The organism is Nonomuraea sp. B208 (assembly GCF_057536035.1).
Genome location: NZ_BAAJOU010000034.1, coordinates 223,873 through 249,487, shown reverse-complemented (window position 1 = coordinate 249,487; position 25,615 = coordinate 223,873). Strand labels below are relative to the sequence as shown.

22 protein-coding genes are annotated in these 25,615 nt (G+C 68.8%); 13 read left to right on the top strand and 9 right to left on the bottom strand.

Features of this window, described 5'->3' with window-relative positions:
• Position 1 precedes the first annotated feature (1 nt).
• The 4 genes from AC27IY_RS48385 to AC27IY_RS48370 form a co-directional block, all read right to left on the bottom strand.
• The gene (locus AC27IY_RS48385; protein ID WP_487182040.1) at positions 2-1,804 is read right to left on the bottom strand and encodes a DUF4434 domain-containing protein; all 1,803 of its coding nucleotides are present in this window, start codon (positions 1,802-1,804) and stop codon (positions 2-4) included.
• Positions 1,805-1,824: 20 nt separating this feature from the next.
• Entirely contained in the window at positions 1,825-2,913 is a 1,089-nt protein-coding gene (locus AC27IY_RS48380; protein WP_344208598.1) for a glycosyltransferase, read from the bottom strand.
• 19 nt (positions 2,914-2,932) lie between these two features.
• Complete coding sequence (locus AC27IY_RS48375; protein ID WP_487182039.1) at positions 2,933-4,180, bottom strand: nucleotide sugar dehydrogenase; 1,248 nt, start codon at positions 4,178-4,180, stop codon at positions 2,933-2,935.
• 130 nt (positions 4,181-4,310) lie between these two features.
• Entirely contained in the window at positions 4,311-5,996 is a 1,686-nt protein-coding gene (locus tag AC27IY_RS48370) for a glycosyltransferase family 4 protein (protein ID WP_487182038.1), read from the bottom strand.
• A gap of 55 nt (positions 5,997-6,051) precedes the next feature.
• Between AC27IY_RS48370 and wecB the strand changes: the two genes are divergently transcribed.
• Both wecB and AC27IY_RS48360 read left to right on the top strand, forming a co-directional pair.
• Positions 6,052-7,182: a non-hydrolyzing UDP-N-acetylglucosamine 2-epimerase gene (wecB, locus tag AC27IY_RS48365; protein ID WP_487182037.1), complete on the top strand. Its 1,131-nt coding sequence runs from the start codon at positions 6,052-6,054 to the stop codon at positions 7,180-7,182.
• 55 nt (positions 7,183-7,237) lie between these two features.
• On the top strand, positions 7,238-9,274 hold the full coding sequence (locus tag AC27IY_RS48360; RefSeq protein WP_487182036.1) for a glycosyltransferase family protein: 2,037 nt from the start codon (positions 7,238-7,240) through the stop codon (positions 9,272-9,274).
• Here the strand turns inward: AC27IY_RS48360 and AC27IY_RS48355 are convergent, their stop codons facing one another.
• Positions 9,275-9,937: a hypothetical protein gene (locus tag AC27IY_RS48355; protein ID WP_487182035.1), complete on the bottom strand. Its 663-nt coding sequence runs from the start codon at positions 9,935-9,937 to the stop codon at positions 9,275-9,277.
• A 289-nt stretch (positions 9,938-10,226) separates the two neighbouring features.
• Between AC27IY_RS48355 and AC27IY_RS48350 the strand changes: the two genes are divergently transcribed.
• The 5 genes from AC27IY_RS48350 (at position 10,227) to AC27IY_RS48330 (ending at position 15,575) form a co-directional block, all read left to right on the top strand.
• Positions 10,227-11,879: an FAD-dependent oxidoreductase gene (locus AC27IY_RS48350; protein WP_487182034.1), complete on the top strand. Its 1,653-nt coding sequence runs from the start codon at positions 10,227-10,229 to the stop codon at positions 11,877-11,879.
• 245 nt (positions 11,880-12,124) lie between these two features.
• A complete protein-coding gene (locus AC27IY_RS48345) occupies positions 12,125-14,239 on the top strand; it encodes a sensor histidine kinase (protein WP_487182033.1) in 2,115 nt (704 codons plus the stop codon).
• Between the two features lie 13 nt (positions 14,240-14,252).
• Positions 14,253-14,660: a roadblock/LC7 domain-containing protein gene (locus AC27IY_RS48340; RefSeq protein ID WP_329587382.1), complete on the top strand. Its 408-nt coding sequence runs from the start codon at positions 14,253-14,255 to the stop codon at positions 14,658-14,660.
• Complete coding sequence (locus AC27IY_RS48335; protein ID WP_344208615.1) at positions 14,657-15,022, top strand: DUF742 domain-containing protein; 366 nt, start codon at positions 14,657-14,659, stop codon at positions 15,020-15,022. The genes AC27IY_RS48340 and AC27IY_RS48335 overlap by 4 nt, the downstream gene beginning before the upstream one ends.
• Entirely contained in the window at positions 15,003-15,575 is a 573-nt protein-coding gene (locus AC27IY_RS48330) for a GTP-binding protein (protein ID WP_344208617.1), read from the top strand. Before AC27IY_RS48335 ends, AC27IY_RS48330 begins: the two co-directional genes overlap by 20 nt.
• Positions 15,576-15,659: 84 nt before the next feature.
• Here the strand turns inward: AC27IY_RS48330 and AC27IY_RS48325 are convergent, their stop codons facing one another.
• The 4 genes from AC27IY_RS48325 to AC27IY_RS48310 are packed head-to-tail and all read right to left on the bottom strand — an operon-like array spanning position 15,660 to position 19,709.
• Positions 15,660-17,099, bottom strand: a complete 1,440-nt coding sequence (locus AC27IY_RS48325; protein WP_487182032.1) for a protein kinase domain-containing protein — start codon at positions 17,097-17,099, stop codon at positions 15,660-15,662.
• A 15-nt stretch (positions 17,100-17,114) separates the two neighbouring features.
• A complete protein-coding gene (locus AC27IY_RS48320) occupies positions 17,115-18,923 on the bottom strand; it encodes an N-6 DNA methylase (protein WP_487182031.1) in 1,809 nt (602 codons plus the stop codon).
• Positions 18,923-19,504 carry a M48 family metallopeptidase gene (locus AC27IY_RS48315; RefSeq protein WP_487182030.1) on the bottom strand — a complete coding sequence of 194 codons (582 nt, stop codon included), beginning with the start codon at positions 19,502-19,504 and terminating at the stop codon, positions 18,923-18,925. The genes AC27IY_RS48320 and AC27IY_RS48315 overlap by 1 nt, the downstream gene beginning before the upstream one ends.
• Positions 19,505-19,523: 19 nt before the next feature.
• Entirely contained in the window at positions 19,524-19,709 is a 186-nt protein-coding gene (locus AC27IY_RS48310) for a hypothetical protein (protein WP_344208625.1), read from the bottom strand.
• A gap of 202 nt (positions 19,710-19,911) precedes the next feature.
• Here AC27IY_RS48310 and AC27IY_RS48305 point away from each other — a divergent pair, with 202 nt between their 5' ends.
• The 6 genes from AC27IY_RS48305 to AC27IY_RS48280 all read left to right on the top strand — a co-directional run bounded on the left by AC27IY_RS48305 (position 19,912) and on the right by AC27IY_RS48280 (position 25,548).
• A complete protein-coding gene (locus AC27IY_RS48305) occupies positions 19,912-22,479 on the top strand; it encodes a HelD family protein (RefSeq protein WP_487182029.1) in 2,568 nt (855 codons plus the stop codon).
• 81 nt (positions 22,480-22,560) lie between these two features.
• On the top strand, positions 22,561-22,752 hold the full coding sequence (locus tag AC27IY_RS48300) for a hypothetical protein (RefSeq protein WP_371250950.1): 192 nt from the start codon (positions 22,561-22,563) through the stop codon (positions 22,750-22,752).
• 15 nt (positions 22,753-22,767) lie between these two features.
• A complete protein-coding gene (locus AC27IY_RS48295; RefSeq protein WP_487182028.1) occupies positions 22,768-23,559 on the top strand; it encodes a serine/threonine-protein kinase in 792 nt (263 codons plus the stop codon).
• 159 nt (positions 23,560-23,718) lie between these two features.
• Positions 23,719-24,075, top strand: a complete 357-nt coding sequence (locus AC27IY_RS48290; protein WP_487182027.1) for a hypothetical protein — start codon at positions 23,719-23,721, stop codon at positions 24,073-24,075.
• A gap of 15 nt (positions 24,076-24,090) precedes the next feature.
• A complete protein-coding gene (locus AC27IY_RS48285) occupies positions 24,091-24,540 on the top strand; it encodes a PASTA domain-containing protein (RefSeq protein WP_344208632.1) in 450 nt (149 codons plus the stop codon).
• Between the two features lie 339 nt (positions 24,541-24,879).
• Positions 24,880-25,548 carry a Crp/Fnr family transcriptional regulator gene (locus AC27IY_RS48280; RefSeq protein ID WP_344208634.1) on the top strand — a complete coding sequence of 223 codons (669 nt, stop codon included), beginning with the start codon at positions 24,880-24,882 and terminating at the stop codon, positions 25,546-25,548.
• The last annotated feature ends 67 nt before the right edge of the window (positions 25,549-25,615 follow it).

Sequence of the window (25,615 nt, the reverse complement as noted above, 5' to 3'; positions counted from 1 at the left end):
GTCAGGTCGTGATCCGCACGTGCAGGGGCTCGGTGGAGGTCAGACCCGCCGCCCCCTTGACGGTGATCCGTACCCATTCGCCGGCCGGCACCTGGGCCCAGTCGAACGGCACCCATGCCGTCACCATGCCCTCGGGCAGCTCATCCAGCGGGTTCTCGTCCAGCCAGCCGACCTCGGAGACGACCAGGTCGCGCACGCCGCCGGACCACTCGACGGAGACGGCGCCGTCCTTGAGGTTGTAGCCGCGCACCTCGACGCCGTCCTGGATGTCGCGCGAGGTCCTGATGGCGTCGACGGCGATCGGCCGCCGCCAGTCGGCGGTGATCTCCTTCTCCAGCGACGGCTCGCCGCAGGTCATGTAGTCGCTCCACATGTAGGAGACGACCTTCTGGACGTACCGGCCGGTCATGGTGACGGCCTGGTCCAGGCGTTTCTTGTCGGTCTTGCCGCGGGTGCCCTGCGGGGCGCACGGCTGATCGCCCGACGGCTCGAACGCCTCCACGTTCGCCCACAGGTCCACCTGGTAGCCGGCCTGGAGCATCTCCTCGCGGGCCAGCGACATCTCGCGGTAGTAGTCGCGGGTGGAGCCGTGGTAGGCGGTGCCGTACGTGGCCTCGCCGACCACCGGCCGCAGCCGCTCGTCCACCTCGGCGCCGCGCTCGTCCGGCCAGAACAGGCCGACCTTGCCGGTGCCGCGGCTGTCCTGCGGGGCGATGATGCCGACCCCGGTCTTGGCCAGCTCCTTGAACGCCTCGGCTACCTGCTTGGGCGTCTGGCCGAAGGCCTTGCGCTTGCGGGCGTCCATGTAGGGGCTGATGAGGATGGGCTTGCCGGGGAGCTCCTGCTCGACGATCGTGTGCTGGTCGGCGTAGACCTCCAGCGTCGGGTTCGAGGCCAGGGTGTCCGACATCTGCACCTCGAACGGCTGGTAGACGCCGCCGAGGGAGTCCCGGTCGGCGAAGCGGGCGCCGTAGTCCTGGAGGATGCGCCGGGTGAGGGTGGTCAGCGTGCCGAGGTGCTTCTTGTTGGCCCTGATCTCGGTGTTCGGGTCGCGGGGCGCGAGCGGCAGCGCGGGAAAGACGCGCATGCCGAACTGGTCGCCGAGGTCGAGGAGCTGGGTCAGGCTGTCGTTCTCGGCGCCGGCGACGAGGATCAGGTCGTAGGAGGCGCCCTTGCGGGAGAAGTCGCAGGTGGAGTCGTCCGAGCCGTCGGGCTGGGTGATGATGCGGAAGTAGGTGCGCTTGCCGGCCCGCACCGCGTGCTCCACCTCGGGGCAGCGGAACAGGTCGGGGCCGAACGACTCGTCGGTGCGGTAGACGTACGTGCGGCCGATGCGGTTGTCCGGGTGGGCCTTCATCAGGTCGCGCTCGGCGGCGTCGTGGCAGCTCATGCCGTCCTCGCGGCAGCCCTTGTAGAGGGAGTCCAGCTCGCCGTCCCTGGTCAGGATGTCGCCGGAGGACGAGACCGTACGGAACTGCAGGCCGTAGCCGATCCTGATGACGGTGTCGCCGCCGACGTCGTGGATCTCCTTCAGCTGGGTGCGCCAGGTGCAGGGGTTCGACTTCGGCATGATCCAGTAGCCGGTGACCGCGTAGGGGGCCTTCTCCCGGGTCTCGAACGTTCCACAGTCGTCGGTGAACTCGCTCACCTTGGGCGTGGGGGCCTCGGCGGACGGCGTCGGCTTGGCCGGGGTGGTCTTCACCACCGACGCGACCTTCTGCCCGGCACCCGGCTGGAGCACGATGACCACGGCGGCGACCGCGGCCAGGATCGCCACACCCAGGACGAGGAGGAGCCAGCGCACCTTCGACGACCCGCCGCCCGCTATGGCTTGACCCCCGCCCAGGCTTCGAGCTGGGCGACGAAGCGCTTGGCGGAATTGGGCCAGTGGTGGTTGGCGCGGGCCGCCGCGTAACCGCGCGCGCCCTGCGCCTTGCGCTCGCGTACGTCGTCGCGGAGCGTCAGCACGGCCTGGGCCACCGCCTTCGGGTCCTGCCAGGGCACGACCATGCCGCTGTCGTAGCGCTCGACGAGCTCCACGGCGCGCGGCGAGGGGGTGGTGATGACCGGGATGCCGTGCGCCATGTACTCGACGATCTTGGTGGGCATCGAGTGGCGGTAGTTGGGCTCGTCGTGCAGCAGCGACAGCCCGGCGAGCGCGCCGTCGAGCCGCTTCAGCGCCTCGTCGTTGGGCATGAAGTCGCGCCACTCCAGCAGGCCCTCGGTCACGGCCTGGTTGAGCACCGGACGGCTCTGCGGGTCGGCGTAGCCGATGAGCTCCACCGCCACGCGGTACGGCTGGAGCAGCTTGGCCACCTCGACCGCCTCGAGCACGCCACGGGCCCGCGACAGCCAGCCGAGGTAGACCACCCGGTCGTCACCGGGCGGGGTGACGGAGTCGGGCACCCAGGTCTCGTTGGGCACGATCGGATGGGCGTCCTTGAACCGGCCCGCGTACGCGGTCTCGGCCAGCAGGAGGTGCAGGTGACGCTCGGCGGTGCCTTCGAGCAGCCGCGCGAGGAAGCGCACCGGCGGACGCAGCGGCGAGGGCAGCCACGGCTTGAGCGAGAGCGTGGCCGGGGTGTCCTCGTGGACGTCCCACACCACCGGCGGCCGGTTGCGCACGCCCCACACCGCGAACAGCAGCTCGGGATCGTGGATCAGGACCAGGTCGACCTTGTCGCGCATGCGCTTGAACAACCGGCGGGCCGCCCAGACCGCCGCCACCCGCTTGCGCTGGGCGGCCCTGGGGAGGTCGACGCCGTTCACCCAGGGTCTCGGCACGACCCCGAAACCGGTGAAGGAGGCGGCATACGTGACCTCATGACCGGCATCCACGAGCGCGCGGATCTGCCGATGCAGGATCCTCGCGTCCTCGGGGTTATGCACCACCGTCATGACGAGCACGTGCACTGCGCGCAGCCCTCCGTCGCTACAGCCGCTCGACGCGTTCACCCTCGGCGAGCACGCCGCGGGTGTCGAGCACGAGCCTGGCCTTCGCCTCGACCATGTCGAGGTCGAACGCGGCATGCTGCTGAAGCAGCAGCGTGACGTCCGCGTCGACCACGGCCTCGGCCAGATCCTCTTCACGCGGCACCGGGGTGCCGTCCACCGACCACTCCTTGACGTACGGGTCCGCGAACGAGAGGTCGGCGCCCAGTTCGAGCAGCGCGCGGGCCACCGGCAGTGCCGGGGTCTCCCTCTCGTCGGCGATATCCGGTTTGTAGGTGACGCCGAGCATAACGACTTTCGCGCCGTTCACGGGCTTCTTATGCCGGTTGAGCAATCGCTGGACGCGCGCCACCACGTACGACGGCATCCGCTCGTTGATCTCCTGCGCCAGCTCCACGAACCGGAACGGGTAGCCGAGCTTGCGCACGGTGTAGGACAGGTAGGACGGGTCCACGGGGATGCAGTGGCCCCCGACGCCCGGTCCGGGCAGGAACTTCTGGAAGCCGAACGGCTTGGTCGCCGCCGCCTCTATCGACTCCCACAGGTTGACGCCGAGCTCGTCGCAGAAGATCGCCATCTCGTTGACGAGGGCGATGTTCACGTGCCGGTAGGTGTTCTCCAGCAGCTTGGCCATCTCGGCCTCGCGGGTGCCGCTGACCGGCACGACCTGCTCGATGAAGCGGCCGTAGAACGCCGTCGCGCGGTCCCGGCAGGTCGGGGTGTAGCCGCCGACGACCTTGGGGGTGTTGCGCAGGCCGAACTTGGGGTTGCCCGGGTCGATGCGCTCGGGCGAGAAGGCCAGGTGGAAGTCCTCGCCGGCGGTCAGCCCCGAGCCTTCGAGGAGGGGGCGGACCAGCTCGTCGGTGGTGCCGGGCCACGTGGTGGACTCCAGCACGACGAGGGTGCCCTTGGTGAGGTTGCGGGCGACGGCCTTGGAGGCGCCCTCGACGGCGGAGAGATCCGGTCGGTGGTCCTCGTCCAGGGGCGTCGGGACGCAGATGACGATGGTGTTGCTCCGGGCCAGCACGCTCTCGTCGAGCGTGGCGGTGAAACCGTTGGCCAGCATGTGCTCGAGATCGGCGTCGGTCAGGTCGTCGATGTAGGACTGTCCCGCGGTGAGCGCCTCGACCTTGCGGGGGTCGACGTCCACACCGACAACGCGCAGACCAGCGCCGACCGCCTCCTTGGCGAGCGGCATGCCGACGTAGCCCAGGCCGATGACAGCCAAGTCTATTTCTGTCACAGCTGTGCCTTTGGGAGCCGGATACAACACTTCATGGTGGCAAAGGTTATCTCAAGTCCACCTAGCTCACGCCTAATGCGACCGAAACCGTCACAACGTACAGCCAACACGAAGGTCAACTTTCGGTAAGCGACTGGTAAAGGGACCGGTAGGTCTCGGCAACGCGGCTCCAGGTCCGCTTGGCGGCCACCTCCGCGCGGCCGGCCTCGCCCATCTCGGCCCGCCTGGCAGGGTCCTCCCGCAGCCCGGCCACGGCCTCCGCCAGCGCCTCGGGGTCGCCCGGCGGCACCAGCAGGCCGGCGCCGTCGGAGCCGACCAGCTCCGACAGGGCGGGCAGGTCGCTGAGCACCACCGGCTTGCCGAGCGCCATGGCCTCGACCGGCTTCAGCGGCGTCACCAGCCGGCAGACCCGCAGGTCCTCGCGCGGGCAGGCGAAGATGTCGATGGCGTCCTGGGCCTGCAACGCCTCGTCGGGGCCGACCCGGCCGGGCAGGATCGCGTCCTTGAGCCCCAGCTCCTCGACCAGCGCCAGCAGGTTCTCCCGCTCGGCGCCGTCGCCCACGATGAGCACCCGCACCGGCGTGCCCGCGTCGCGCAGCAGCGCGCCGGCCCGCAGCAGGGTGGCGAAGCCCTCGTAGGCCACGATGCTCGACACCGAGCCGACGACGATCTCGCCGGGCTCGATGCCGTGGGCGGCGCGGAAGGAGGCGCCGTCGTAGCGGGCGGTGAGCAGGGAGTCGTCCACGGCGTTGGGCGCCAGGTGGATGCGCTCCCTGGGCACGCCGCGCTCGACGATCTCGGTGGCCATGGTCTCGGCCAGCGTGACCACCGCGTCGGCCTCGCGCATCAGGAACGCCTCGCGCTCGCGCTGGAGCACGTGCCGCTCGCTGCCGACCCGGATCGGGTCGCGGGAGGCCCAGGTCTCCTCCAGGAAGCCGCGCACCTCGTAGACGAACGGCGTGCCCGTACGGTCGCGCACGGCGTGGGCCACCGAGCCGTTGCGATGGTCGGTGGCGGCGTGCAGGACCTGCGGGCGCAGCTCGGTGACGAGCCTGGTGACCGAGTCGGCGCCCCTGACCATGCGGCCGCGCATCTCGAAGGGCACCTCGCCGTGCCCGTCCGGCAGGTGCCGGTAGTAGGGGATGCCGTCGATCTCCTCGTACGGCGGCGCGTCCGCGTGCCCCTGCATCATCGGCCAGCCCCAGCTCGTGACCACGTGCGGGTCGAGCCCCGCGGCCTTCTGCGAGGTGACGATGCGGTGGGTGCGCACGGTGTAGCCGGCCTGCGTGTACGGCAGCGCGTTGGTGACCAGGTGCAGGACCCGGCCCTTGACCCGCTCAAGGATGGCCACCTTGGGGCCGGGCGGGATCGGGTCGGGGCTGATGGCGGCCAGCTCACCGCGGTAGTAGGCGGCCCTGCGCTTGATGAACGGGTATTTCGTGTGGGCATCGAGCACGGCGGCGGCCTCGCTGACCCGGCCGGCGTCCCAGAGCGCCTTGGCCTCGTTCCACGGGCCCTTGAGCACCCGCATGCCGAACTTGCGCACCATGCGCCGGGCGCCCCGGGCCGCGGGCCAGGCCACGCTGCCCACGATGGGGCGCAGCCGGGGCGGGAGCGCGTCGGCGGCCGCCTGGGCGACGCGGACGGGGTCGGACTTGACCTTGGTCGCGACGACGCGGGAGACGATGATCGGGTGCTGGACGAAGCCCTTGAGAAGCCCGCCGACACCGGCGCGGGCGGACTTCGCGGAAACCCTGCCGGCGCTTTGGGAGGAGTCTTGACGACTGGCGTCGGATGCCACGCGGTGACCGTACCATAGGCAGCGTTTTTTCCCTTCCGCTATGAAAGGCGAGGTCATGAGGGAGAACCCCCTGGTCCTCCACGTATTGGGAGCTCGTCCCAATTTCGTGAAAGCGGCCCCGGTGGTGCGGGCACTCGGTGAGCTCGGCGTGCGGCAGGGCATCATCCACACCGGTCAGCACTACGACGCCCTGATGTCCGACGTGTTCTTCGCCGACCTCGGCCTGCCGGAGCCGGTGGCCAACCTCGGGGTCGGCTCGGGCAGTCACGCGAAGCAGACGGCGGCCCTGCTCGTCGGGCTGGAGGAGGTCGTCGAGGAGCACGACCCCGACCTGGTCGTGGTCTACGGCGACGTCAACTCGACCCTCGCCGCCATCCTCGTCTGCGCCAAGCTCGGCGTGCGGACGGCGCACGTGGAGGCGGGGCTGCGCTCGTTCGACCGGGGCATGCCCGAGGAGGTCAACCGGGTCGTCACCGACGCCCTCGCCGACCTGCTCTTCGCCACCTCGCCCGAGGCGCTCGCGTACCTGGCCGGCGAGGGCGTGCCGGCCTCCAAGGTGCACCTGGTGGGCAACCCCATGATCGACAGCCTGTACGCCGCCCTCCCCGCGCTGGACCCGGCCCCCGTGGTCGCGCGGCTCGGCATACCGGACCGGTATGCCGTCGCGACCCTGCACCGCCCGGCCAACGTGGACACCCCCGAGGCCGCCAAGGAGCTGGTGGACGCGGTGCTGGAGGTCTCCCGGCAGGTCCCGGTCGTGGTGCCGGTGCACCCGCGCGGCAAGGCCAGGCTGGCCGAGGCCGGTCTCGTGGACGGCGAAACGGTCAGGGTCGTCGATCCGCTCGGCTATGTGGACTTCCTCTCACTCGTCCGCGGTGCCGCCCTGGTCGTCACCGACTCCGGCGGCGTGCAGGAGGAGACGACCATGCTGGGCGTCCCCTGCCTCACCCTGCGGCCCAACACCGAGCGGCCGATCACGATCACGCACGGCACGAACCGCCTGGTCACCCCCGCCCTGCTGCCCGCGGCGGCGGAGAAGGCGCTGGCCGACGGCGCGGCCACCCCGGCCGGCGAGCTGCCGGTGCTGTGGGACGGCAAGGCCGGGCCGCGCATCGCCACGGTGATCGCCGGCTGGCTCAAGGGCGACAACCTGGCACCGGCTTCCCAGGCAAAACGCCCCGAATAGCCACCATCGGCGGCGTAACATGGCAAATCTCCCCTGAGCGTTAGGCGTCATCACCATGGCCGAAACCCCTGAGCCCCCCTCGTTCCAGCGACTCGGTCCCGTCAACTGGCTGCCCGAGGAGCGCAAGGTCGTCGAGCGTCACGAGGCGGAGCTCAGGGAGCTGCGGCGACGCCTGGAGATCGCCGAGGCCAAGGCCGCGTACGCGACGTGGAAGCTGGAGGCGACCCAGGCCAAGCGGACGTACAAGCTGGGCGAGGCCCTGGGCTCGAAGAGCCCGGGGAAGATCATGGACGCGGTCCGCTCGAAGGAGCGCGCGCCGAAGCCGCCGATGCCCGTCACCGAGGCCGTCGAGCTGGCGAACAACCGGCCCCCGCGGGTCGAGGTGCCGGCCGTGAAGTGGCCGGCCGGCCCGGTCAACCGGCCGGACCTCAAGGTCGCGGTGATCCTCGACGACTTCTCCCGCATGGCCTTCCGCTACGAGTGGGACCAGATCGAGTTCGGGCTCAAGGACTGGCCGGAGATCTTCGCCGACAAGCGGCCCGACCTGCTGTTCTGCGAGTCGGCCTGGCACGGCAACCAGGGCCGCTGGCGCTACCAGATGACCGGGACCAACGCGCCCAAGGAGCCGCTGCGCGAGCTGGTGGCCTGGTGCAGGAGCGAGGGCATCCCGACGGTCTTCTGGAACAAGGAGGACCCGCCGAACTTCGACTTCTTCATCGACACGGCCAAGCTGTTCGACTACGTGTTCACGTGCGACGGCGACATGCTGCCGAAGTATCGGGAAATTTTGGGACACGACCGGGTTGATGTGCTGCAGTTCGCCGCCCAGCCGCGCGTCCACAACCCGATCCAGCAGAAGCAGGGCCGCCTCCACGACGTGGTCTTCGCCGGGATGTACTTCCGCGACAAGCACCCCGAGCGCCGCGAGCAGATGGAGACCGTCCTCGACCCGGTGCGCGAGCTGGGCCTGCACATCTTCGCCCGCAACGGCGAGGTGGACGAGAAGTACGCCTGGCCGGAGAAGTACCGGCCGCACATCGTGGGCGAGCTGCCCTACGACCAGATGTTGTCGGCGTACCGGATGTACAAGGTCTTCCTCAACGTCAACTCCGTGCTCGACTCGCCGACCATGTGCGCGCGGCGGGTCTTCGAGCTGTCGGCGTGCGCGACCCCGGTCGTGACCGGCTGGTCACGGGCCATCGAGGAGACCTTCGGCGAGCTCATCCCCATCGCGCGCGAGCCGGTCGAGTCGTACAACCAGGTGCTGCACCTGATCAACAGCCCCGAGCTGCGCGCCAGGATGGGCCACCTCGCCATGCGCGAGGTCTTCGACAAGCACCTGTTCTCGCACCGCGTGGACCAGATCCTCCAGGACCTCGGCCACCACGTCGAGCCGCGCACCCGCTCGATCTCGGTCGTGCTGCCCACCAACCGCGCCTCCCAGATCGAGCACGCCATCTCGTCGGTGGCCAAGCAGCTCCACCGGCCGCTCCAGCTCGTCATGGTGCTGCACGGCCTCGACATCGACCCCGTCGTGGTGGCCGACAAGGCGCGCATGGCCGGGATCACCGACGTCGTGGTGCTGCCCGCCGCCGCCGAGCTGTCGCTCGGCGCGTGCATGAACCTCGGCATCTCGGCCGCCGAGGGCGACCTCATCGCCAAGATGGACGACGACAACCTCTACGGCGAGCACTACCTGTCGGACCTGGTGCGGGCCTTCGACTACTCCGACGCCGAGCTGGTCGGCAAGGGCGCGCACTACGCCTACTTCGAGGGCTCCAACACCACGATGCTGCGGCTGCCCGGCCTGGAGCACCGCTACTCGTTCCTGGTGCAGGGCGGGACGTTCCTCGGCAAGGCGGACATGTTCCGCTCCTACCGGTTCGCCGACATCACCCGGGGGGAGGACACCGAGCTGGTGCGGCGGCTCAAGGAGGACTCCGTCAAGATCTACTCGGCGGACCGCTTCAACTTCGTCTACTGGCGCAGCGCCGACGCCTCGATGCACACCTGGCAGGCCGACCACATCAAGCTGACCCGCAACGCGCAGTTCGCCTTCGTGGGCCGGCCGGACGACCACGTGCTCATCTGATCAGCGCTTGACCCTGGCGAGGTTCTGGTCGGCCAGCTTGGCCAGCTCGTAGAGGCCGTCCGGCTGCACCTGGCGGCCCACGACGAGCATGCTCATGATGAGGTTGCCCCGCCGGATCATCACCGAGCCGATCTCGGCGCTCTCCTTGGCGCCCGCGGCCGTGGTGAGGTAGGCGCGCGACTGGTCGCCCTTGGCCGGCATGGGCAGCATGCGGGTCCGGTAGACGACCTTGGCGCCGTCGACGTCGGCGGTGTAGGAGGCGCACTTCGCCGGCAGCGGCGCGGGGAAGGCGGCCGACGGCAGCGCGACCACGGCCTGGGTGATCGAGCCGCGCTCGGCGGCGAAGGCGATCACGGCGGCGGGGGCCTTGGCGACGTCGGGGCGCGCGGCGTCGAGCTGGGCCGCGCCGGCGCACTCCGGACGCTCCAGCCGGGCCTGGCGGACCGCGGCGAGGCCCTGCTGGGTGGATTTGAGCGAGCCGAACGCGCCCAGCTCCGGGCCGTACGAGATGTGCATCCCCTCGGGCACGGGCAGCAGCGCGGCCCGCAGCTTCGCGGCGTCGGCGGGCGGCGACCCGGCACCCTGGGCCGGCTCGACGGCCGCGTCGGCGGCGGCGGGCGGAGCCTGCGCCTCCGACGACGAGCATCCGGCGACGGCCATCATGCTCAGGAATATGCCGGAAACGGCCTTAAGCATGAGTTCTCCCATTCCATTGGCGGCATTCTCGTGAACGTTAGAGGAGTCGCGGGCCCGCCACCCCGGCAACGGCGCTATCTGCGGAATTCAGCGGGTTTGTCGCCGCTGGCCTGGCACCCACTCTCACCTGCGGATACGGACCCGCTACGGATCAAGGAGCCAAACCGGCATTCGCCGTAATAGGCCGCGCAAAATGTTTCTCTGGGCGCTGCGCGTCCCCGCACCCGGCCGTTCCGGGGCTGCCGATGATCGCGCCATGACTCTGACGCCACGGGACCTCGGGATGAACCTGTCCATTTCCCGCCGCGACTTCTTCGACGGCATCGCGGTGGGCGCCCTGGGGAGCATGGTCTCCGTGAGCCCGGCCGAGGCGGCTCCGTCGTCCCCGGCGGCCCCGGCGTTTGGGTTCGGCGGCGGCGCCCCCGAGGCCCTCAGCGTGCCGCACGCGCTCAGGGACGGCCGCTTCTGGCAGTACGCCGGCCCGCCCGAGCCCACCGGCGAGAGCTACGACCTCGTCGTGGTCGGCGGCGGGCTCAGCGGCGTCAGCGCGGCCGGCGAGTGGCTGCGCCGCCGGCCGGGCGCGAGTGTGCTGGTCATCGACAACCATGACGAGATCGGCGGGCAGGCGCGGCGGGTGATGTTCCACCGCCAGAGCGCACCCGGCCGGACCGGCGCCGGGCTGGTGGACGCGGTCATGTGCGACGAGGAGAGCTTCGGCGCCGACACGCTGGTCCGGCTCACCGGCGACTGGGTCGCGCGGCTGCCGATCGCCGCCCGCGCCAGGGACGACCTGCGCAGGCTCCGCCACGACCCGCCCGACTGGTTCCCCGGGCTGCCCGCCGAGGCCAAGCAGGAGCGGCTGGCCGGGCTGACGTACTCGGCGTTCCTGCTGGAGGCGTGCGGCGCGCACCCGGACGTGGAGCGCTTCTGCCGGAGCATGTCCTGCCCCGAGTGGGGCTACGACACCCGGGCGCTCGGCGCGATCGACGCCTGGGGCACCGGCTATCCGGGGTTCGGCGGGCTCGGGCTGGAGAAGGACAAGCCGTCGCGGTACAACTCGCCGACGGTCAGGAGGCAGTGGGGCGCCGGCGAGGTCCACCTCTTCCCCGAGGGGAACCAGGCGCTGGTGCGCACGATGGTCGCGCGCCTGCTGCCCGACCCCGGCTCCCCCGACCGGCCGGGCGACCGGGTGCGGTTCCGGCTGTCCAGCCCGGTCGTGTCGGTGCGCGACGGCGAGGGGGCGGCCGAGGTCGCCTACTTCGACGGGCACCGGGTCAGGAGCGTGGCGGCCGGGTCGGTCATCCTGGCCTGCTGGAGCGCGGTGATCCCCTACCTGGTGCCGGAGCTGCCCGACGAGCAGCGCCAGGCGCTGGGCGAGGCGGTACGGGTGCCGCTGCTGCACGCGAGCGTACGGGTGCGCGACTGGGACGCCTGGCGGCGGGCCGGGGTGCGCAGGGTGCGGTGGACGGGGGCGTACTGGTCGCTCGCCGAGCTGGAGACGCCCCGGCGGGCGGGCGGGCCGGCCGAGGTGCACCTGCTGGCCACGCCGTGCCGGGCGGAGCTGGGGCCGAAGGCGGGGGCGGCGGCGGGCCGGCGTGAGCTCATCAGGACGCCGTACGAGGTGCTGGAGCGTACGATCCGCGAGCAGCTGGCCCGGCTGCTCGGCCCGGCGGGCTTCGACCCCGCGCGGGACGTCGAGGGCATCACGGTCAACCGCTGGGGCCACGGGAACGCGCCGGAGTACTGCCGGCCCTGGCACGCCTTCTACCCGGACGGGCCGTACCCGGCGGAGGCGGCCCGCCGCCGGTTCGGGCGGATCGCGATCGCGGGCTCGGACGCGGCCCCCGCCGCCCGCGCCGACGCCGCCGTGACGGCGGCCTTCCGCGCGGTGGAGGAGCTGACGGGGTGAGATCCGCGCTGGTCGAGCCGGGGATGGGCGGCGACGGCCCGGCTCACGGCCCGCCACTACTGGGGGATCTTGTCCCAATAATCACGGTAATGAACGTGTTCCTCCCACTGCGCCGGAAGCGTAAACGGTGCTAGTCTCCTGTGCGATCTTCCGGAGGTGTATTTACACAAGGTGTGGAAATGCCCCCGACTCGAGGTTGGGACATGGGCTCGCGAAACCGGTCTATTCGGTTCAAGATCTTCTTATTGCTGCTGCTACCCCTCCTGTCTCTGAGCGCGCTCTGGGGTTTCGTCCTCAACCTCACCATGGGCGACGCCCAGTCACTGCTCCGCGGCGGCACGCTCTACCGGACCATCGGCGTCGCCACCTCCGACCTGGCAATTCAGCTCCAGGCCGAGCGCATGCGCACCGCCGAGGCGCTCACGACGCGTGAGCTCACCGAGGTGCTCGGCGCCCAGCGCGCCCGTACCGACCGCGCGGTCGAAGACCTCCGCATCGCCGTCGCCGAGGCCGGGGGCGGCGCCGCCGCCGACGTGCGCGGCCCGCTGAGCGCGCTCTGGCCCGCGCTCGACCGGCTCGGCCCCGTCAGGGCGGACATCGACGCCGGGCGCGGCTCCCGCCTGGGCGGGCTGACGGCGTACAACACCATCGTCGACGCGCTGTTCACCGTCTACTCCCAGCTGCTCACCGTCACCGACCTGGCCATCGTCCAGCAGGCCACCGCGATGCAGACCATGGGCCTGGCCAGGGAGTACATCGCCAGGGAGCAGGCGCTCGTCCTCGTGGGGATCGGCCGGCAGCGGCTCAGCGGGTCCGAGGTCTCCGCCTTCACCGAGTACGCCGCCTCGCGCCGCTTCCTGCACGCGCGCGGCCTCGCCGGTCTCGACGTGACGATGCGGCGGCCGTACGAGCAGCTCTTCGCCTCCGACACCTTCCAGACCTTCGTCGCGATGGAGGCGCGGATCGCCCAGACCGGCACGCCGCCCACGAACGGCACCGCCTGGACCGACACCCTCGACAAGCTCAGCGCCCAGCTCGACAAGGACGCCCGGACCGCCTCCGAGGCCCTGGCCGCCCGCACCTCCGAGGCCGCCACCGCCACCGTCGTCCAGATCGCCGTCGCGGGCGGCGTCGGGTTGATCGCGGTGCTCGCGTCGATCATCATCTCTGTACGCTTCGGTCGCCGCCTGGCCGGAGAGCTCGGCGGGCTGCGCGCGGCCGCGGTCGAGCTGTCGGAGCGCCGCCTGCCCGACCTCGTGGCCAGGCTGCGCAAGGGCGAGGACGTCGACGTGAAGAAGGAGGCCAAGGCGATCAAGGTCAGCGGATCCGCGGAGATCATCGACGTGGCCAGGGCCTTCGGCTCCGTGCAGCGCACCGCCGTCAACGCCGCCGTCGGCCAGGCCGCGCTGCGCCGCGGCGTCGGCCAGGTCTTCCTCAACCTCGCCCGGCGCAAGCAGGGCCTGCTGCACCGCCAGCTCGCGCTGCTCGACGGCATGCAGCGGCGCACCCACGACCCCGACAAGCTCGAAGAGCTCTTCCGCCTCGACCACCTGACCACCCGCATGCGGCGGCACGCCGAGAGCCTCATCGTGCTGTCCGGCTCCGCGCCCGGCCGCGCCTGGCGCAAGCCGGTGCCGGTGATCGACATCGTCCGGGCCGCCGTCGCCGAGGTCGAGGACTACACCCGGGTCGAGGTCCAGGCCATGCCGGTCAGCGCGTTCGACGGCGCCGCCGCCGCCGACCTCACCCACCTGGTCGCCGAGCTCATCGAGAACGCCACCATCTACTCGCCACCCGACACCGCCGTCCACGTACGCGGCGACCAGGTCAGCAACGGCTACGCGATCGAGATCGAGGACAAGGGCCTCGGCCTGTCCGCCACCGAGTACGCGGCCACCAACCGCATGCTCGCCAACCCGCCCGAGTTCGACCTGGCGGACAGCGACCGGCTCGGCCTGTTCGTGGTGGCGCGGCTGGCCGAACGGCACGGCATCAAGGTCATGCTGCGGCGCTCGCCGTTCGGCGGCACCACGGCCATCGTCCTGGTGCCGCGGTCCCTGGTGACCGAGCAGAGCGCGCTGACGGCCGGCAGCGGCGGCGAGGAGATGGCCGCGGTGCCGAGCCGTACGAGGAAGAAGGCGCTCGCGGTCGTGACCTCGGGCACCCACAAGGGGCTGCCCCGGCGCGTACGCCAGGCCGGCCTCTCGCCCAAGCTCGCGGAGGCGCCCCAGAGCCCGCCGCAGCCGCCCGCTGAGGAGAAGCCCGCCGAACGCTCTCCCGACGAGGTCCGCGACCTGTTCTCCGCCTTCCAGCGGGGAACCCAACGCGCCCGAGAAGAAGCCTCTGAGGAGGGGCCATGAGTAAGGGGGATGCATGAGTGTGCCGACCACCAACACCGGTGAGCTGAACTGGCTGCTTGACGACCTGACGTCGCGGGTCGCGGCGGTGCGCCAGGCGGTCATCCTGTCGACCGACGGGCTGGCGATCGGATACTCCAAGGGGCTCATCCGGGAGGACGCCGAGCACCTGTCGGCCGTGGCGGCCGGTTTCCAGAGCCTGGCCCGCGGCACCGGGCGCCACTTCGGCGGCGGCGACGTGCGCCAGACCATCGTGGAGATGGAGTCGGCGTTCCTGTTCGTGACCGCGGCGGGGCAGGGCACCTGCCTGGCCGTGATCGCCGAGGCGAACGTGGACGTCGGGCACATCGCGTACGAGATGGCCATGCTGGTCAAGCGGGTGGGCCAGCACATCACCACCAACCCGCGCGCCGGAGCGTCATGAGCGACAGCCCGCAGTGGTTCGATGAGGAGGCCGGACCCGTCGTCCGGCCCTATGCTCTCATCCGTGGCCGTACGCGTCCCTCCGGGGACGTGTTCGACCTCGTCGCGATCGTGCGCGCCGTCGGCGAGACGCCGACCGGCGAGCTCGGTCCCGAGCAGCGACTGATCCTGCGGGCTGCCCGGGCTCCGATCTCGGTGGCCGACCTGGCCGTCGAGCTGGACCTGCCCGTCGGTGTCGTCCGGGTGCTCCTGGGCGATCTGCGTGACCACGGCCTCATCTCGGTGTCGTCGCCCTCCGCCGGAGGCCCGCGCACGAACGAGCGCATTCTCAAGGAAGTGATCAATGGACTCCGTGCTCTCTGAGGATCCCGTCGCGCTGAAGATCCTCATCGCCGGCGGCTTCGGCGTCGGCAAGACCACCCTGGTCGGGTCGATCAGCGAGATCAAGCCGCTGCGCACGGAAGAGGTGCTCTCCGACCGCGGGGTCGGCGTGGACGACCTCGACGGCGTGGAGGCCAAGACCACCACGACCGTGGCGATGGACTTCGGCCGCATCACCATCCGCGACGGGCTCGTGGTCTACCTGTTCGGCACCCCCGGGCAGGAGCGGTTCTGGTTCATGTGGGACGAGCTGTCCTACGGCGCGTTAGGGGCCGTGGTGATCGCCGACACCCGGCGGCTCACCGACTGCTTCCCGTCGGTCGACTACTTCGAGCAGCGCGGCACGCCGTTCGTGGTGGCCGTCAACTGCTTCGACGGCGCCGACCGGCACAGCGTGGACGACGTGCGGATCGCACTCGACCTCGACGACGACGTCCCGGTGATGCTGTGCGACGTACGCCGGCGCACCTCGGCCAAGGAAGTGATGATCACCCTGGTCGAGCACTCCCTGAGGACACTCACCTCGGCGAACTGACGACGGCGTTCGCCGGGCTGGTGGGACGGCCCCATTGCCGAGTTCATCGGCGTGCGGGCCGTTCTTGAAATCTGGGACAGGCCATCACGTCGACATGAGTAGTTCGCGCACGCGCTCTGTCGCGGCATGCTCCGCGCCGTAGATCCGCTCAAGGTCGGACAGGAGTGCGGCGAGGGTGCGCCGAGCCCGATCCAGCAATCCGGCGCTGCGCTCCAGCTCGCCGATCTGGCGCCGCAGTTCCAAAGCCTGCGGATCATCCTCCGCCGGGACGTCGGCCACCAGTGCCGTCATGAGGTGCAGCGCCTGTTCGACGTCGCCGAGGTGAGCGTGGCAGGTGGCTTCCTGGAGCCGGTAGTAGAACGCCTGACCCGTCTTACTCGACGCCGCCAACTCGCCGTATATCTGGGCCGCTCGACGGTGGTCACCCGCCGCCATGAAGGCCTCGGCCAGCTCTTCCCGCAGTCCAGGCGCATCGGGCCCACGGGCGAGGGCCCGCTCCAGTGTCGAGGTCGCTTCGCTGTACCGGGACTCCCGAATCAGCGTCTGCGCGTGGCGGCGAGCACGGCGTACGTCACCCTGGCCGAACGCGTCGCCGGCTCCCCGCGCTTCTGCCGCTGACCTCGGCGGGTCCGTGACGGTGGTCCGGCTCAGCGCGCGGGCGTACAAGAGCAAGGGGCTCGCGCGGCGATCCGTCATGTCGCCCAGCGGCTCGGTGCCGTACAGGTAGGGGGTGAGCCGCTCGTACACCTCGCGAACGTTCGCGGGCCTGTCGGCAGGGTCCTTCTCCACCATCGCCATCAGCAGCTCATCCAGCCCACGTGGGATGTCGGGCCGGTGCCGCCCGGCCGGCATCGGTGGCGTCGTGATGTGCTGCGTCTTCACGCTGTGATCGTTGGGCCCGGTGAACAACGGGTGGCCGGTGGCCGCTTCGTAGAGTACGCACCCCAAGGAATAGATGTCGGCATGCACAGTGCCCCGCTTGCCTTCGACCTGCTCGGGAGACATGTACGCGGCGGTCCCGAGCTGCTGCCCGGTCTGGGTGAGCGTGGTCATGTCCGCGTCATGCATGAACGCCAAGCCGAAGTCCAGAACCCGGATCGAGCCGTCCCGGCAGAGCATGAGATTGGACGGTTTCAGATCCCGATGCAGAATGTCCTGCTCATGAGCAGCCTCCAGAACGGTCGCGATCTGTGCTCCGATGGACGCCACCCAGCCGATGGAGAGCGGCGCGTGCTCGGCGATGACGTCGTGCAGGCCGTTCCCCTCGATGTACTGCATGATCATGTAGTGGCGGCCGTCGACCGTCCCGAAGTCGTACAGCGCGGGAACGCCCGGGTGAGCCAAGCTGGACAGCGCCTTGGCCTCCCGGGCGAACCTCTGGTGCAGCTCCGCGTCCGGCAGAAGGACGAACTTGATCGCCACTTTCCGGGCGAGCACGATGTCGTGGGCGCCCCACACCTCGCCCATCCCGCCACGACCGAGCCGATAGGGGTCAAGCTGGTAACGACCGAGAAAGTGGGACACCAAGCCTCCCGGGGGTCACTCCGGGGTCAGACTCCCGTCAAGAAGCCCGTCGAGCCCGGCAACCACAAGATTATCGCTGATCTCGCGCAGCGCTCTGGCCGTATCCTCGAACACGAGAAGCTGAGCGAAGGCCTTTCCATACCGGCGCTGTTCCTCGATCGGCAGTCGGGGCAGCGACGCCCGCCGTGGATCCCTCCTGACGGTCGAACCGTGACGGCTCGCGGCGGTGCTCTCAGCCCGTAGACAGCCGGCAAGGAAGTAGGGATCGAGCCGCTCCGGATCGGTCCGGAAGAGCAGCAGCTGCGATCCGAGCACAGCCCCTGCCCGGCTCATCACCCGTGGCGACGCGCCGCTGGAATGGAGCAGAGAGGCGATCACGTCGCCTTCCTCGATACGGACGAGTCCTGGAGCGTCACCAGTACGGCCAGTGGGCTCTCTGTTGAGCAGGAGATCCTTGGCCGTGAGCACGGGAAGGTCACCGTCTTCCTGGAGCTTGAGCGGACCTTGCATGATGGTGACGGCCCCTGCCCGGGCAAGCTCACCGAGGTTGGTCATCGCAAGATCTCGACGAGGTGTCGCGACGATTCGGGGAAGTCGCAGCTCCTTCAGGATGGATGAGAGGCCATCACTCATCACGAGATATCCGGAAGTGGGCTCCTGCGTCGCCACCCGATGGCTCGTCGTCAGATCGATCTCCTCATCGAGAAGATCGATGATGCGAACCACCCGGCTGTTCTCCGGCAGCTCCGCTTTCTCTCGGTAGGCTCGCCACGCCGTCTCGGCCAGGACCAGGTCCTCGCCCGCGTTGACCATCAACACGTCCGACGGCGGCTCATCCCGTTGGGCGGGTTTGCGGAGCACCCACAGGTCGGGTGGTCCGCTGGAGGCGGGAGCGGCGCCAGGGAAGAGGCTGATGATGGCTCGCAGGGCGCCGGCTCTTAGGAGATTGCCGCGTATTCGCCTGCCCGGACGGCGACCGGCGGCCACACTCGGCATCATGATCACCACAAGCCCGCCTGGTTTCACGTGCGCCAGGCAATGCTGTACCCAGGCAAGTTCGGACTCACCGCGCGGTGGCAGACCGAACTCCCAGCGCGGGTCGCTGGTCAGCTCCTCATATCCCCAGCCGCGCTCGTTGAACGGCGGATTGCAGACCACGGCGTCGAACTGCGTGCCGGCGAAGGCGTCGTCACGCAGCGAATCGCCGGCTTCGATCTGCGCCGCATAACCATGAAGGCGTAGCCGGACACTGGTCAGCCTGGCGGCGTTCTCGTTCAGCTCCTGGCCCGATATGTGGATGCCGTGGCTTTCCAGCAATATGGTGCCGATTCCACAGGCCGGGTCGAGAACGGTGCCGCCCTCAGTGCTGCCGATCGCGGTCATCAGTCTCGCCACCGCTGGTGGAGTAGCAAGCAGGCGGCGAGAATGTAGATCGACATAGCGCTCACATATCCCGTCGAATGCGGCGCTCACGCCCTCCGCCTGCCCAATGTCCCTGATCTCCCTGGTCAGAGCATCATCAAGCCTGGCGCTCTCCCCCAGCAGAACCGCGCCGACCTCGGCCACCACCTCGCCCAACCGCAGATCGTCAGTGCTGCTGCGCAGCCGCTGCCAGAGTCGTTCCAGTGGCGACACCTCGACATAACGGCCGTGGTCCCGGAGCCACTGCTCCACTTCGCTCAGCGAGAAGGCAGGACTTGAGGCGGTGCCGCCCACAGGCTGGGGAAAGTCGTCGAAGCGCTTGCGCCAGTTACTCACCGCGGCCCGGCCGACGTCGGCCATCCGCGCGATGTCAACGGCATTGACCAGGACGTCGTCTTGCATCAGAGCCCCTCCTCCGGCAACCACAGCTCGTTTCCGGCATGGCGGAGCCGCCCGCGATAGTCCTCATGCCCTGGCAGCGCCCCCTCGACGGTGCTCCAGAACTCGGCCCCGTGATCGGGCCTGCGGATGTGGGCCAGCTCGTGAACGAGCACGTAGTCGATCAGGCTGGGGGGCAGTTGCATGGTGGCCCAGTGGATGTTGACCTGTCCGTCCCTCGAACACGATCCCCATCGGTAACCGAGCGGCCGGACTCGTAGTCCGTTGACCTCGACGCCGAGCCGGGTCGCCCAGGGGCGCACCCGCTTGGACAGCCAGGGGTGGCCGACCCGGCGATACCAGCCGACGAGTTCCTTGGCAGGTGGGGCGTCGCCCAGCTCCCGCTTCTCCGCGAGCTTGCCGTACAGCCAGGGTCTTTTGGCCTCCACCACCTTGGTCAGCTCGGACTTCGACAGCTGGGGTGGAACGACCGCGGTAATGGAGGCGTCCCGTTCGACGGTCAGGCGTACGTTCTTGCGCCGATCGCTCACCGAGACGGCGACCTCCAGGTCACCGACTCGCAGGACTCCTGGTATTTCACTCACGGTCACCAGCATGCCAGGGTCACGCTTTGGGGATCGTCGCGTGGTTGTTCTTGACGGCGTCCCGGGCCTTGTCCGCCACCTGCTCCAGCTGATCGACGTCACCGAGGTCGGCTGTCACGAGGATCTCGAAGATCTCGTCGCGGAAGTCGGCGACGTCGGGGCGCTTGTCCCAGAAGCCGTGCCGCGGCAACGTCAACTTCGCCACGTGGTGGCCTCTCTTGATCGGTCGGTGTGCGTCAGGGGCCCAGTTTCCCAGCGACGGAGGGTCTGCGCAGTTTCTTCACGCTGTAGAGAGCGAACGGCTTTGTTGACAGCACTCTAGGAACGACTTACTACTGTCGTCAACACCAAATGCTATAGCTGTGTACTAGGATCACAAGGCAGGCTCAGGTTCCCCCGGAGGTCAGATGAGCACGCTCGATCGGAACGCGGTGATCGCTGAGGAACAGCTGGCCGTCGATCACATCTACGACTGCGTCGACCAGGACCGGAAGGCTGTCGAGAACTTTCGATCCAGCAGCCTGGGAGATTGCCCGGACGCCGGGCTGTCGTCTCATCCGGACCTTCCGAAGGAGTACGGACGCCGCGAGGATCTCGGCCGACAGCCCCTGGTGATCGCTCGGATCGACCTCCTTGAGGACCCCGATGACAAGCTCACCTGGTACATCGGCCGGGCCACCGTACGAGACCGCCAAGGCGACCTGGCGTTGGTGAAGTGGACGTCCAAGGCGGCGACCGCCTGGCGCCTGGCCACTCCCGACGAGCCCGCGGATGTGCGGCGGCAGCGTCAGCTCCGCTGCGACGGCCCCAAGGTTGTCGACTACAGCGACACCGAGATCCAGGTGATCAACGCCCAGGGGGAAACCATCGCGGCTCCGGTCACCGACGACGAGCCCGACCTGTTCCTCCTCGCCGACCTGGACCTTGCCCGCGACGGCGTCATGCGTGACATCGTCGAGACGATCCAGCGCCACCAGCTCAGGCTGGTCGCCGACGAACGGAAGGGCGTGCTCGTCATCCAGGGCGGGCCGGGCACCGGCAAGACGGCGGTCGGGCTGCACCGTGTGACTTGGTTGCTCGACAATGAGCACTTCACCCCTGATCAGGTGCTCGTCATCGGCCCACACAAAGCGTTCCTTCAGTACGTTCGTGATGTCCTTCCCCGTATGGGCAGCCGAGGTGTGGCGACCGTGGACATCGCGGAACTCTGGACGGGCGACGTCCGGGGAACCGATCCGGTCGCTGCCCGGCTGGTCAAGTCGGACGACCGAATGGCCAGGGTGCTGCACAACGCGGTCGAGAACCTCATCCGGGAGGATCTCGCCACCGAAGAGGGCTTCAACTTCCGCGGCGCGCGGCTGGACATCGACAAGGCCGAGCTTGTCCGGCTTGTCACAGCGGCTCGCGAGGCCAAGGGTCCCTACCTCGTACGGCGTCGCCGCTTCGTCGACACCGTCATCGACGGGTTGCTGACCCAGTACGCCGAGGCAACCCGAATCAAGAAGTCCGACGGCGCGCTCCGTGGCAACTTGGAGAAGGCTCCGGCCGTATCCACGCTCATCAACCGGATCTGGCCGTCAACCACCGCCGAGCAGATTTATCGGCAACTGCTCGCGGACAAGGACGCCCTTGCCGCTGCCGCCTTCGGCGTGCTCACCCTCGACGAGCAGGCCGCGCTCGTCCGCCCGCCGGCCAGACGAGTCGCGGACGAGCCCTGGTCGGCCGAAGACCTCGTCTGCCTGGAGGAGCTCCGGTGGCTCCTGACCGGTGAGAACGAACGGCGCTACCAGCACCTGGTCATCGACGAAGCCCAGGACCTGACGCCCATGCAGGCCAAGTCGCTGGCCCGCTGGTGCCCGTCCGGCTCGATGACCATCCTCGGAGACCTGGCGCAGAGCACGGGCATCCGCCAGTACGACGTCTGGGAACGCCTGGCCGACATCCTGGCCGGCGCCGAAGGCTGGCACATCGCCGAACTGGGCGTCGGCTACCGAGTGCCGACGGAAGTCATGAAGTTCGCCGCGATGCTGGGGACGGAGATCTCGCCGTCCACGGCGATCCCGGCTTCCGTTCGCCCGTCCTCGCCGGACACTCTGGCGATCGTTCCGGTCCCCCGGCAGCGCATCATCACCGAGACGGTCACCAGGGCCCAGCGGTTGGCCATGCAAGACGGCGACCAGGCACGTTCCGTCGCGGTCCTGACTCCCGCGCAGGACGAGCTCCATACCGAACTCGCCCGACAGATCGCCGCCGCCCAGGAGTCCGCGTTGCCGGGAATGGGACAGCGGGTCGCCGTCATGCCCGCGCACATGGCGAAGGGTCTGGAGTTCGACCACGTCGTGGTGGTAGAACCGCACCTGTTCGCCGAACAGAGTTCGACGGGGCTTCGCCAGCTTTACGTCGCTCTGACGCGGTGCACGCAGTCCCTGACGGTGCTCCATTCGTCCCCTCTGCCTGCCGAGCTGGGCGGGCCTGTCAAGGTGCCTGTGGCTGAGATCAAGAAGACTGATGCTGTCCCTTCGTCCCAGAGTGAGCGGTTCGCCGACTGGGATGAGTTTCGAGCTTTCCTCAAGGAGCAGGCGGCGGCCAGCCGGAAGCAACCGGCACACGCCCGCCTCAAGCACATGCTCGCCGCCGAGTTGTACGGCAACGAACGCGAGCCCGTGCTGGACACCGAGTACGCCGACATCCTCTGTGAGGACGAGCGCGGGCTCGGGTTCTACATGATCTCAGCGCAGAGCGTCGACACCTACGCCGAGCTTCGCGCCATGGCACCTCGGCTCCTGGAAGCCGAATGGGCCAGCGGCAAGCACAAGGAGATCGACCGGCTCTTCCTCCTCTTCCTCGTCCTGCCGAAGGCGCCTCAGGACCTGTGGGCGGTCGACATCATCAAGGCGCTCTTCGACGTCTCGATCATCTGGAAGACCGAGACCGGCTGGGACGGCCCGTTCGTGGAGGCCGCTCTGGGGCAGTGACGGCAGGACCGCACGGCCACGATGTCGGCTCCCCGCGAAGCTGCGAACGCCGGCGCCGAACGCCTCCATATCATGCGGTTCATGACTGCCGGGCCCGATCGGGCCGCCCTCCAGACGAACCTGCGTCAGAGCCTGGCCTGGGCTCTGATGCCGGTCTGCTGCTGCGGCGGGTTACCAATCCCCTTCATGATCGGCTATGCCGCCTATCGGCTCCGCAACACGACATTGTGGATCTTCGCGGCGGCCTATCTCGCGGTCGAGGGAGCGGTGTAAGCCTGGCCAGGACCGGTGGCGCCCAGCCCGGCCCCTGCACCGGCACAGGCATGGATCGGTCCGTACGCACTCCTCACCAAAATAGGCGAAGGAGGTCAGGGACAGGTCTATCTGGCTCGTTCTCCGGACGGCGGGCAGGTCGCCATCAAGCTGTTGCACGCACGAGTGGCCTTCACGGAGCGGGACGGCTTCCTCGCCGAGGCCAGTGCGGCCCGCCGGGTGCCAGGGTTCGCAACCGCCCGGGTGATCGACGTCGGCGTCGACGATGGGAGACCGTACATCGTCAGCGAGTACATCCAGGGTCCCTCTCTCGATCAGCTCATTCGTCTCGAGGGTCCGCGTTCCCCGGACAGCATGGTCCGGCTGGCCATCGCGACAGCCGCCGCCCTCAACGGAATCCACCAGGCGGGCATCGTCCATCGGGACTTCAAGCCGGCCAACGTCCTGCTCGCCACCGACGGCCCACGAGTGATCGACTTCGGGATCGCACGCGCCGTCGAGCGGCTCACCATTTCGGGAGGCGCCAAGGGCACTCCGGCCTTCAAGTCGCCCGAACAGGTCGAAGGCCGTCCGATCAGTCCCGCCTCAGACGTCTTCAGCTGGGGCGCGACCATGTACTTCGCGGCCACCGGTCGCCTGGCCTTCGATGGTCCGTCCGTCTGGGCAGTCGAGAACCAGATCATCCACTCCGACCCGGATTTCCGCATGGTGCCCGTTCCTTTTCGCGACCTCCTTCGGCAGGCCATGCACAAGAGCCCGCATGAACGTCCGTCGGCATGGCAACTCCTCCTACTGCTGTCACGCTGAACTTGCTTGCATACTCAGTTCACAGCCTCTAGTCTTTGTTCGACGAGAGAGGCGGGGTCTGTGATGCGTACTCTGCGAGCCGGACGAGCCATCCACTTACTGGACATCGAGAACCTGACCGCGTCACCGTCGCCCACCGCGGCGGAGATCGCACACACCATGTCCGACTACCTGCAACGGGTGCCGGTCGGGCCTTTGGATCAGTTCGTCGTCGGCGTCAACCCGCGATCGCTCGTCGAGGTGGGCCGAGTGATCCATGGCGCTCAGATCCTCACCCGTTCGGGTCCGGACGGAGCCGACAGCGTGCTCGCCGAGATGGCCGTGAGCGACCGCGTCGACCTCCGCTTCGAACGGGTCGTCATCGGGTCCGGAGACGGCTACTTCGCCGACTTGGCCGTCTGGCTCGCCGCTCGTGGCGCGCGGGTCACGGTGGTGACCCGCACCGGCCTGCTCAGCTGGCGCCTCTACGTCGCGGTCCGCGACATCACCTACCTCGACGCGGCTTTGGCCGCCTGATCCCAAGGACTCACCATGACGTACCAACCCCCTGTGCCGCCTCCCGCACGCCGGGGAATTCCCGGCCCGGCGGTCGCCCTGATCGCCGTTCTCGCCCTGGGCGCGGGTTGCGTCGGCGGTGTGGCCGTGGGAAGTGCCGGCAGCACGCCGACCACGGCCACGGCCCCCACCTGGGCGGCCTCCGCGGAGGCGTCGCAGGACACCGCTCTTCCTCCCGCCGAGAAGGAGAAGGACCGTCTCGTGAAGCTGCCCGACTTCAAGGGGCAGAACGCCGCGATCGCCCAGCAGTGGCTGGTCGATCGGGGATGGGACGAGTTCAGCGACATCAAGCTCGGCTCGCAGGACCGCTACGACACGATGGTCCTCCTGCCGGAGAACTGGACGGTGACCAAGCAGTCCCACAAGGCCGGCACCAAGGTCGCGGTCGGCACGACCATCGTGCTCACCTGTACGAAGGCGTCCTGACAGCCTCGCTCGTCCTGCGTACCGGAAGCAGCCGTCAAATAAGTACATAGAACACAGAAGCCACAAAGAACGATATCAAAAGCACATAGGTCACAGATCGGTTCTTATGGCTCGCCAGACCATGCGAACCACAGGAATATTGTTCCGTTCACTTAGAAATTTCGACTGATTCTTCGGGATAAGCCGGACAAGATACTTCATATCCGCACATCCCTGACCACTCACGCCTGGCTCCTAGATATTCCAGGGTGTAGCTTCTTACAGCTTCACATCGATGACCAAGGCGCTTAATCCGTGATAAATGATCAACTGCCCGCTACGTGGCCCATTGGCACCTTCATGCACAGACTCAGCCCGGAGGAGCGGACGGAACTGCTGGCTCTCGCGCCGCCGTCCCCGCGGCGGGCCGGCGAGCCACTCATACAGCAAGGGGACCGAGGGGGGTCCGAGGTCTACCTACTGCGGTCCATGCCAGGCCAGAGGCCCACGGCGTGCGTGAAGGTGACGGCCTACCTGGAAACGGGCGCGGCAGCCATGCTGGGCATTCGGGTCAGCGGCGATGTGGTCGGCGAGCTGGCGGCCCTGCGCAGAGAGCCGAGATCGGCCATGGTGACCACGTGCAGTCCGATGTTGGTGCACGTCATCCGGGCCCAGGCGTTCACGGACTTCCTCGATCGTCACCCCGCGGCCTGGAACGCGCTGGCCAGGATGATCGCCGACCGGCTCGACTGGGCCAACCGCAGAAGAACCGACTTCGCTCAGTTCAGCGTGCCGGTACGGGTCGCGAACGTGCTGGTGGAACTCGCAGGCCGACACGGCATCGACCGGGTGGACGGGAAACGAGACCTCGGGATCGATCTCACCCATGAGGAGATCGCCAATCTGATCGGGGCCGGAAAAGACGCCGTCTTCAAGGCCATCCGATGTCTCAAAGATCTCAAACTGATCGATCCCAGTCATCGCCGGAAGATCATCATCGACCCGGTCAGACTGGCCGAGTTCCGATAAAGCGTACTGGTACGTCTTGGGGCGAAGAGATCTTCGCCAGACTCTATCCCCGACGATCTCCCCGGCC

Coding starts and splice junctions, on each gene's coding strand:
- AC27IY_RS48305 (WP_487182029.1), top strand. CDS start 19,912: ATGAGCACGCTCGATCGGAACGCGGTGATCGCTGAGGAACAGCTGGCC.
- AC27IY_RS48320 (WP_487182031.1), bottom strand. CDS start 18,923: ATGCAAGACGACGTCCTGGTCAATGCCGTTGACATCGCGCGGATGGCC.
- AC27IY_RS48280 (WP_344208634.1), top strand. CDS start 24,880: ATGCACAGACTCAGCCCGGAGGAGCGGACGGAACTGCTGGCTCTCGCG.
- AC27IY_RS48330 (WP_344208617.1), top strand. CDS start 15,003: ATGGACTCCGTGCTCTCTGAGGATCCCGTCGCGCTGAAGATCCTCATC.
- AC27IY_RS48355 (WP_487182035.1), bottom strand. CDS start 9,937: ATGATGGCCGTCGCCGGATGCTCGTCGTCGGAGGCGCAGGCTCCGCCC.
- AC27IY_RS48300 (WP_371250950.1), top strand. CDS start 22,561: ATGACTGCCGGGCCCGATCGGGCCGCCCTCCAGACGAACCTGCGTCAG.
- AC27IY_RS48335 (WP_344208615.1), top strand. CDS start 14,657: ATGAGCGACAGCCCGCAGTGGTTCGATGAGGAGGCCGGACCCGTCGTC.
- AC27IY_RS48285 (WP_344208632.1), top strand. CDS start 24,091: ATGACGTACCAACCCCCTGTGCCGCCTCCCGCACGCCGGGGAATTCCC.
- AC27IY_RS48290 (WP_487182027.1), top strand. CDS start 23,719: ATGTCCGACTACCTGCAACGGGTGCCGGTCGGGCCTTTGGATCAGTTC.
- AC27IY_RS48340 (WP_329587382.1), top strand. CDS start 14,253: ATGAGTGTGCCGACCACCAACACCGGTGAGCTGAACTGGCTGCTTGAC.
- AC27IY_RS48360 (WP_487182036.1), top strand. CDS start 7,238: ATGGCCGAAACCCCTGAGCCCCCCTCGTTCCAGCGACTCGGTCCCGTC.
- AC27IY_RS48350 (WP_487182034.1), top strand. CDS start 10,227: ATGACTCTGACGCCACGGGACCTCGGGATGAACCTGTCCATTTCCCGC.
- wecB (WP_487182037.1), top strand. CDS start 6,052: ATGAGGGAGAACCCCCTGGTCCTCCACGTATTGGGAGCTCGTCCCAAT.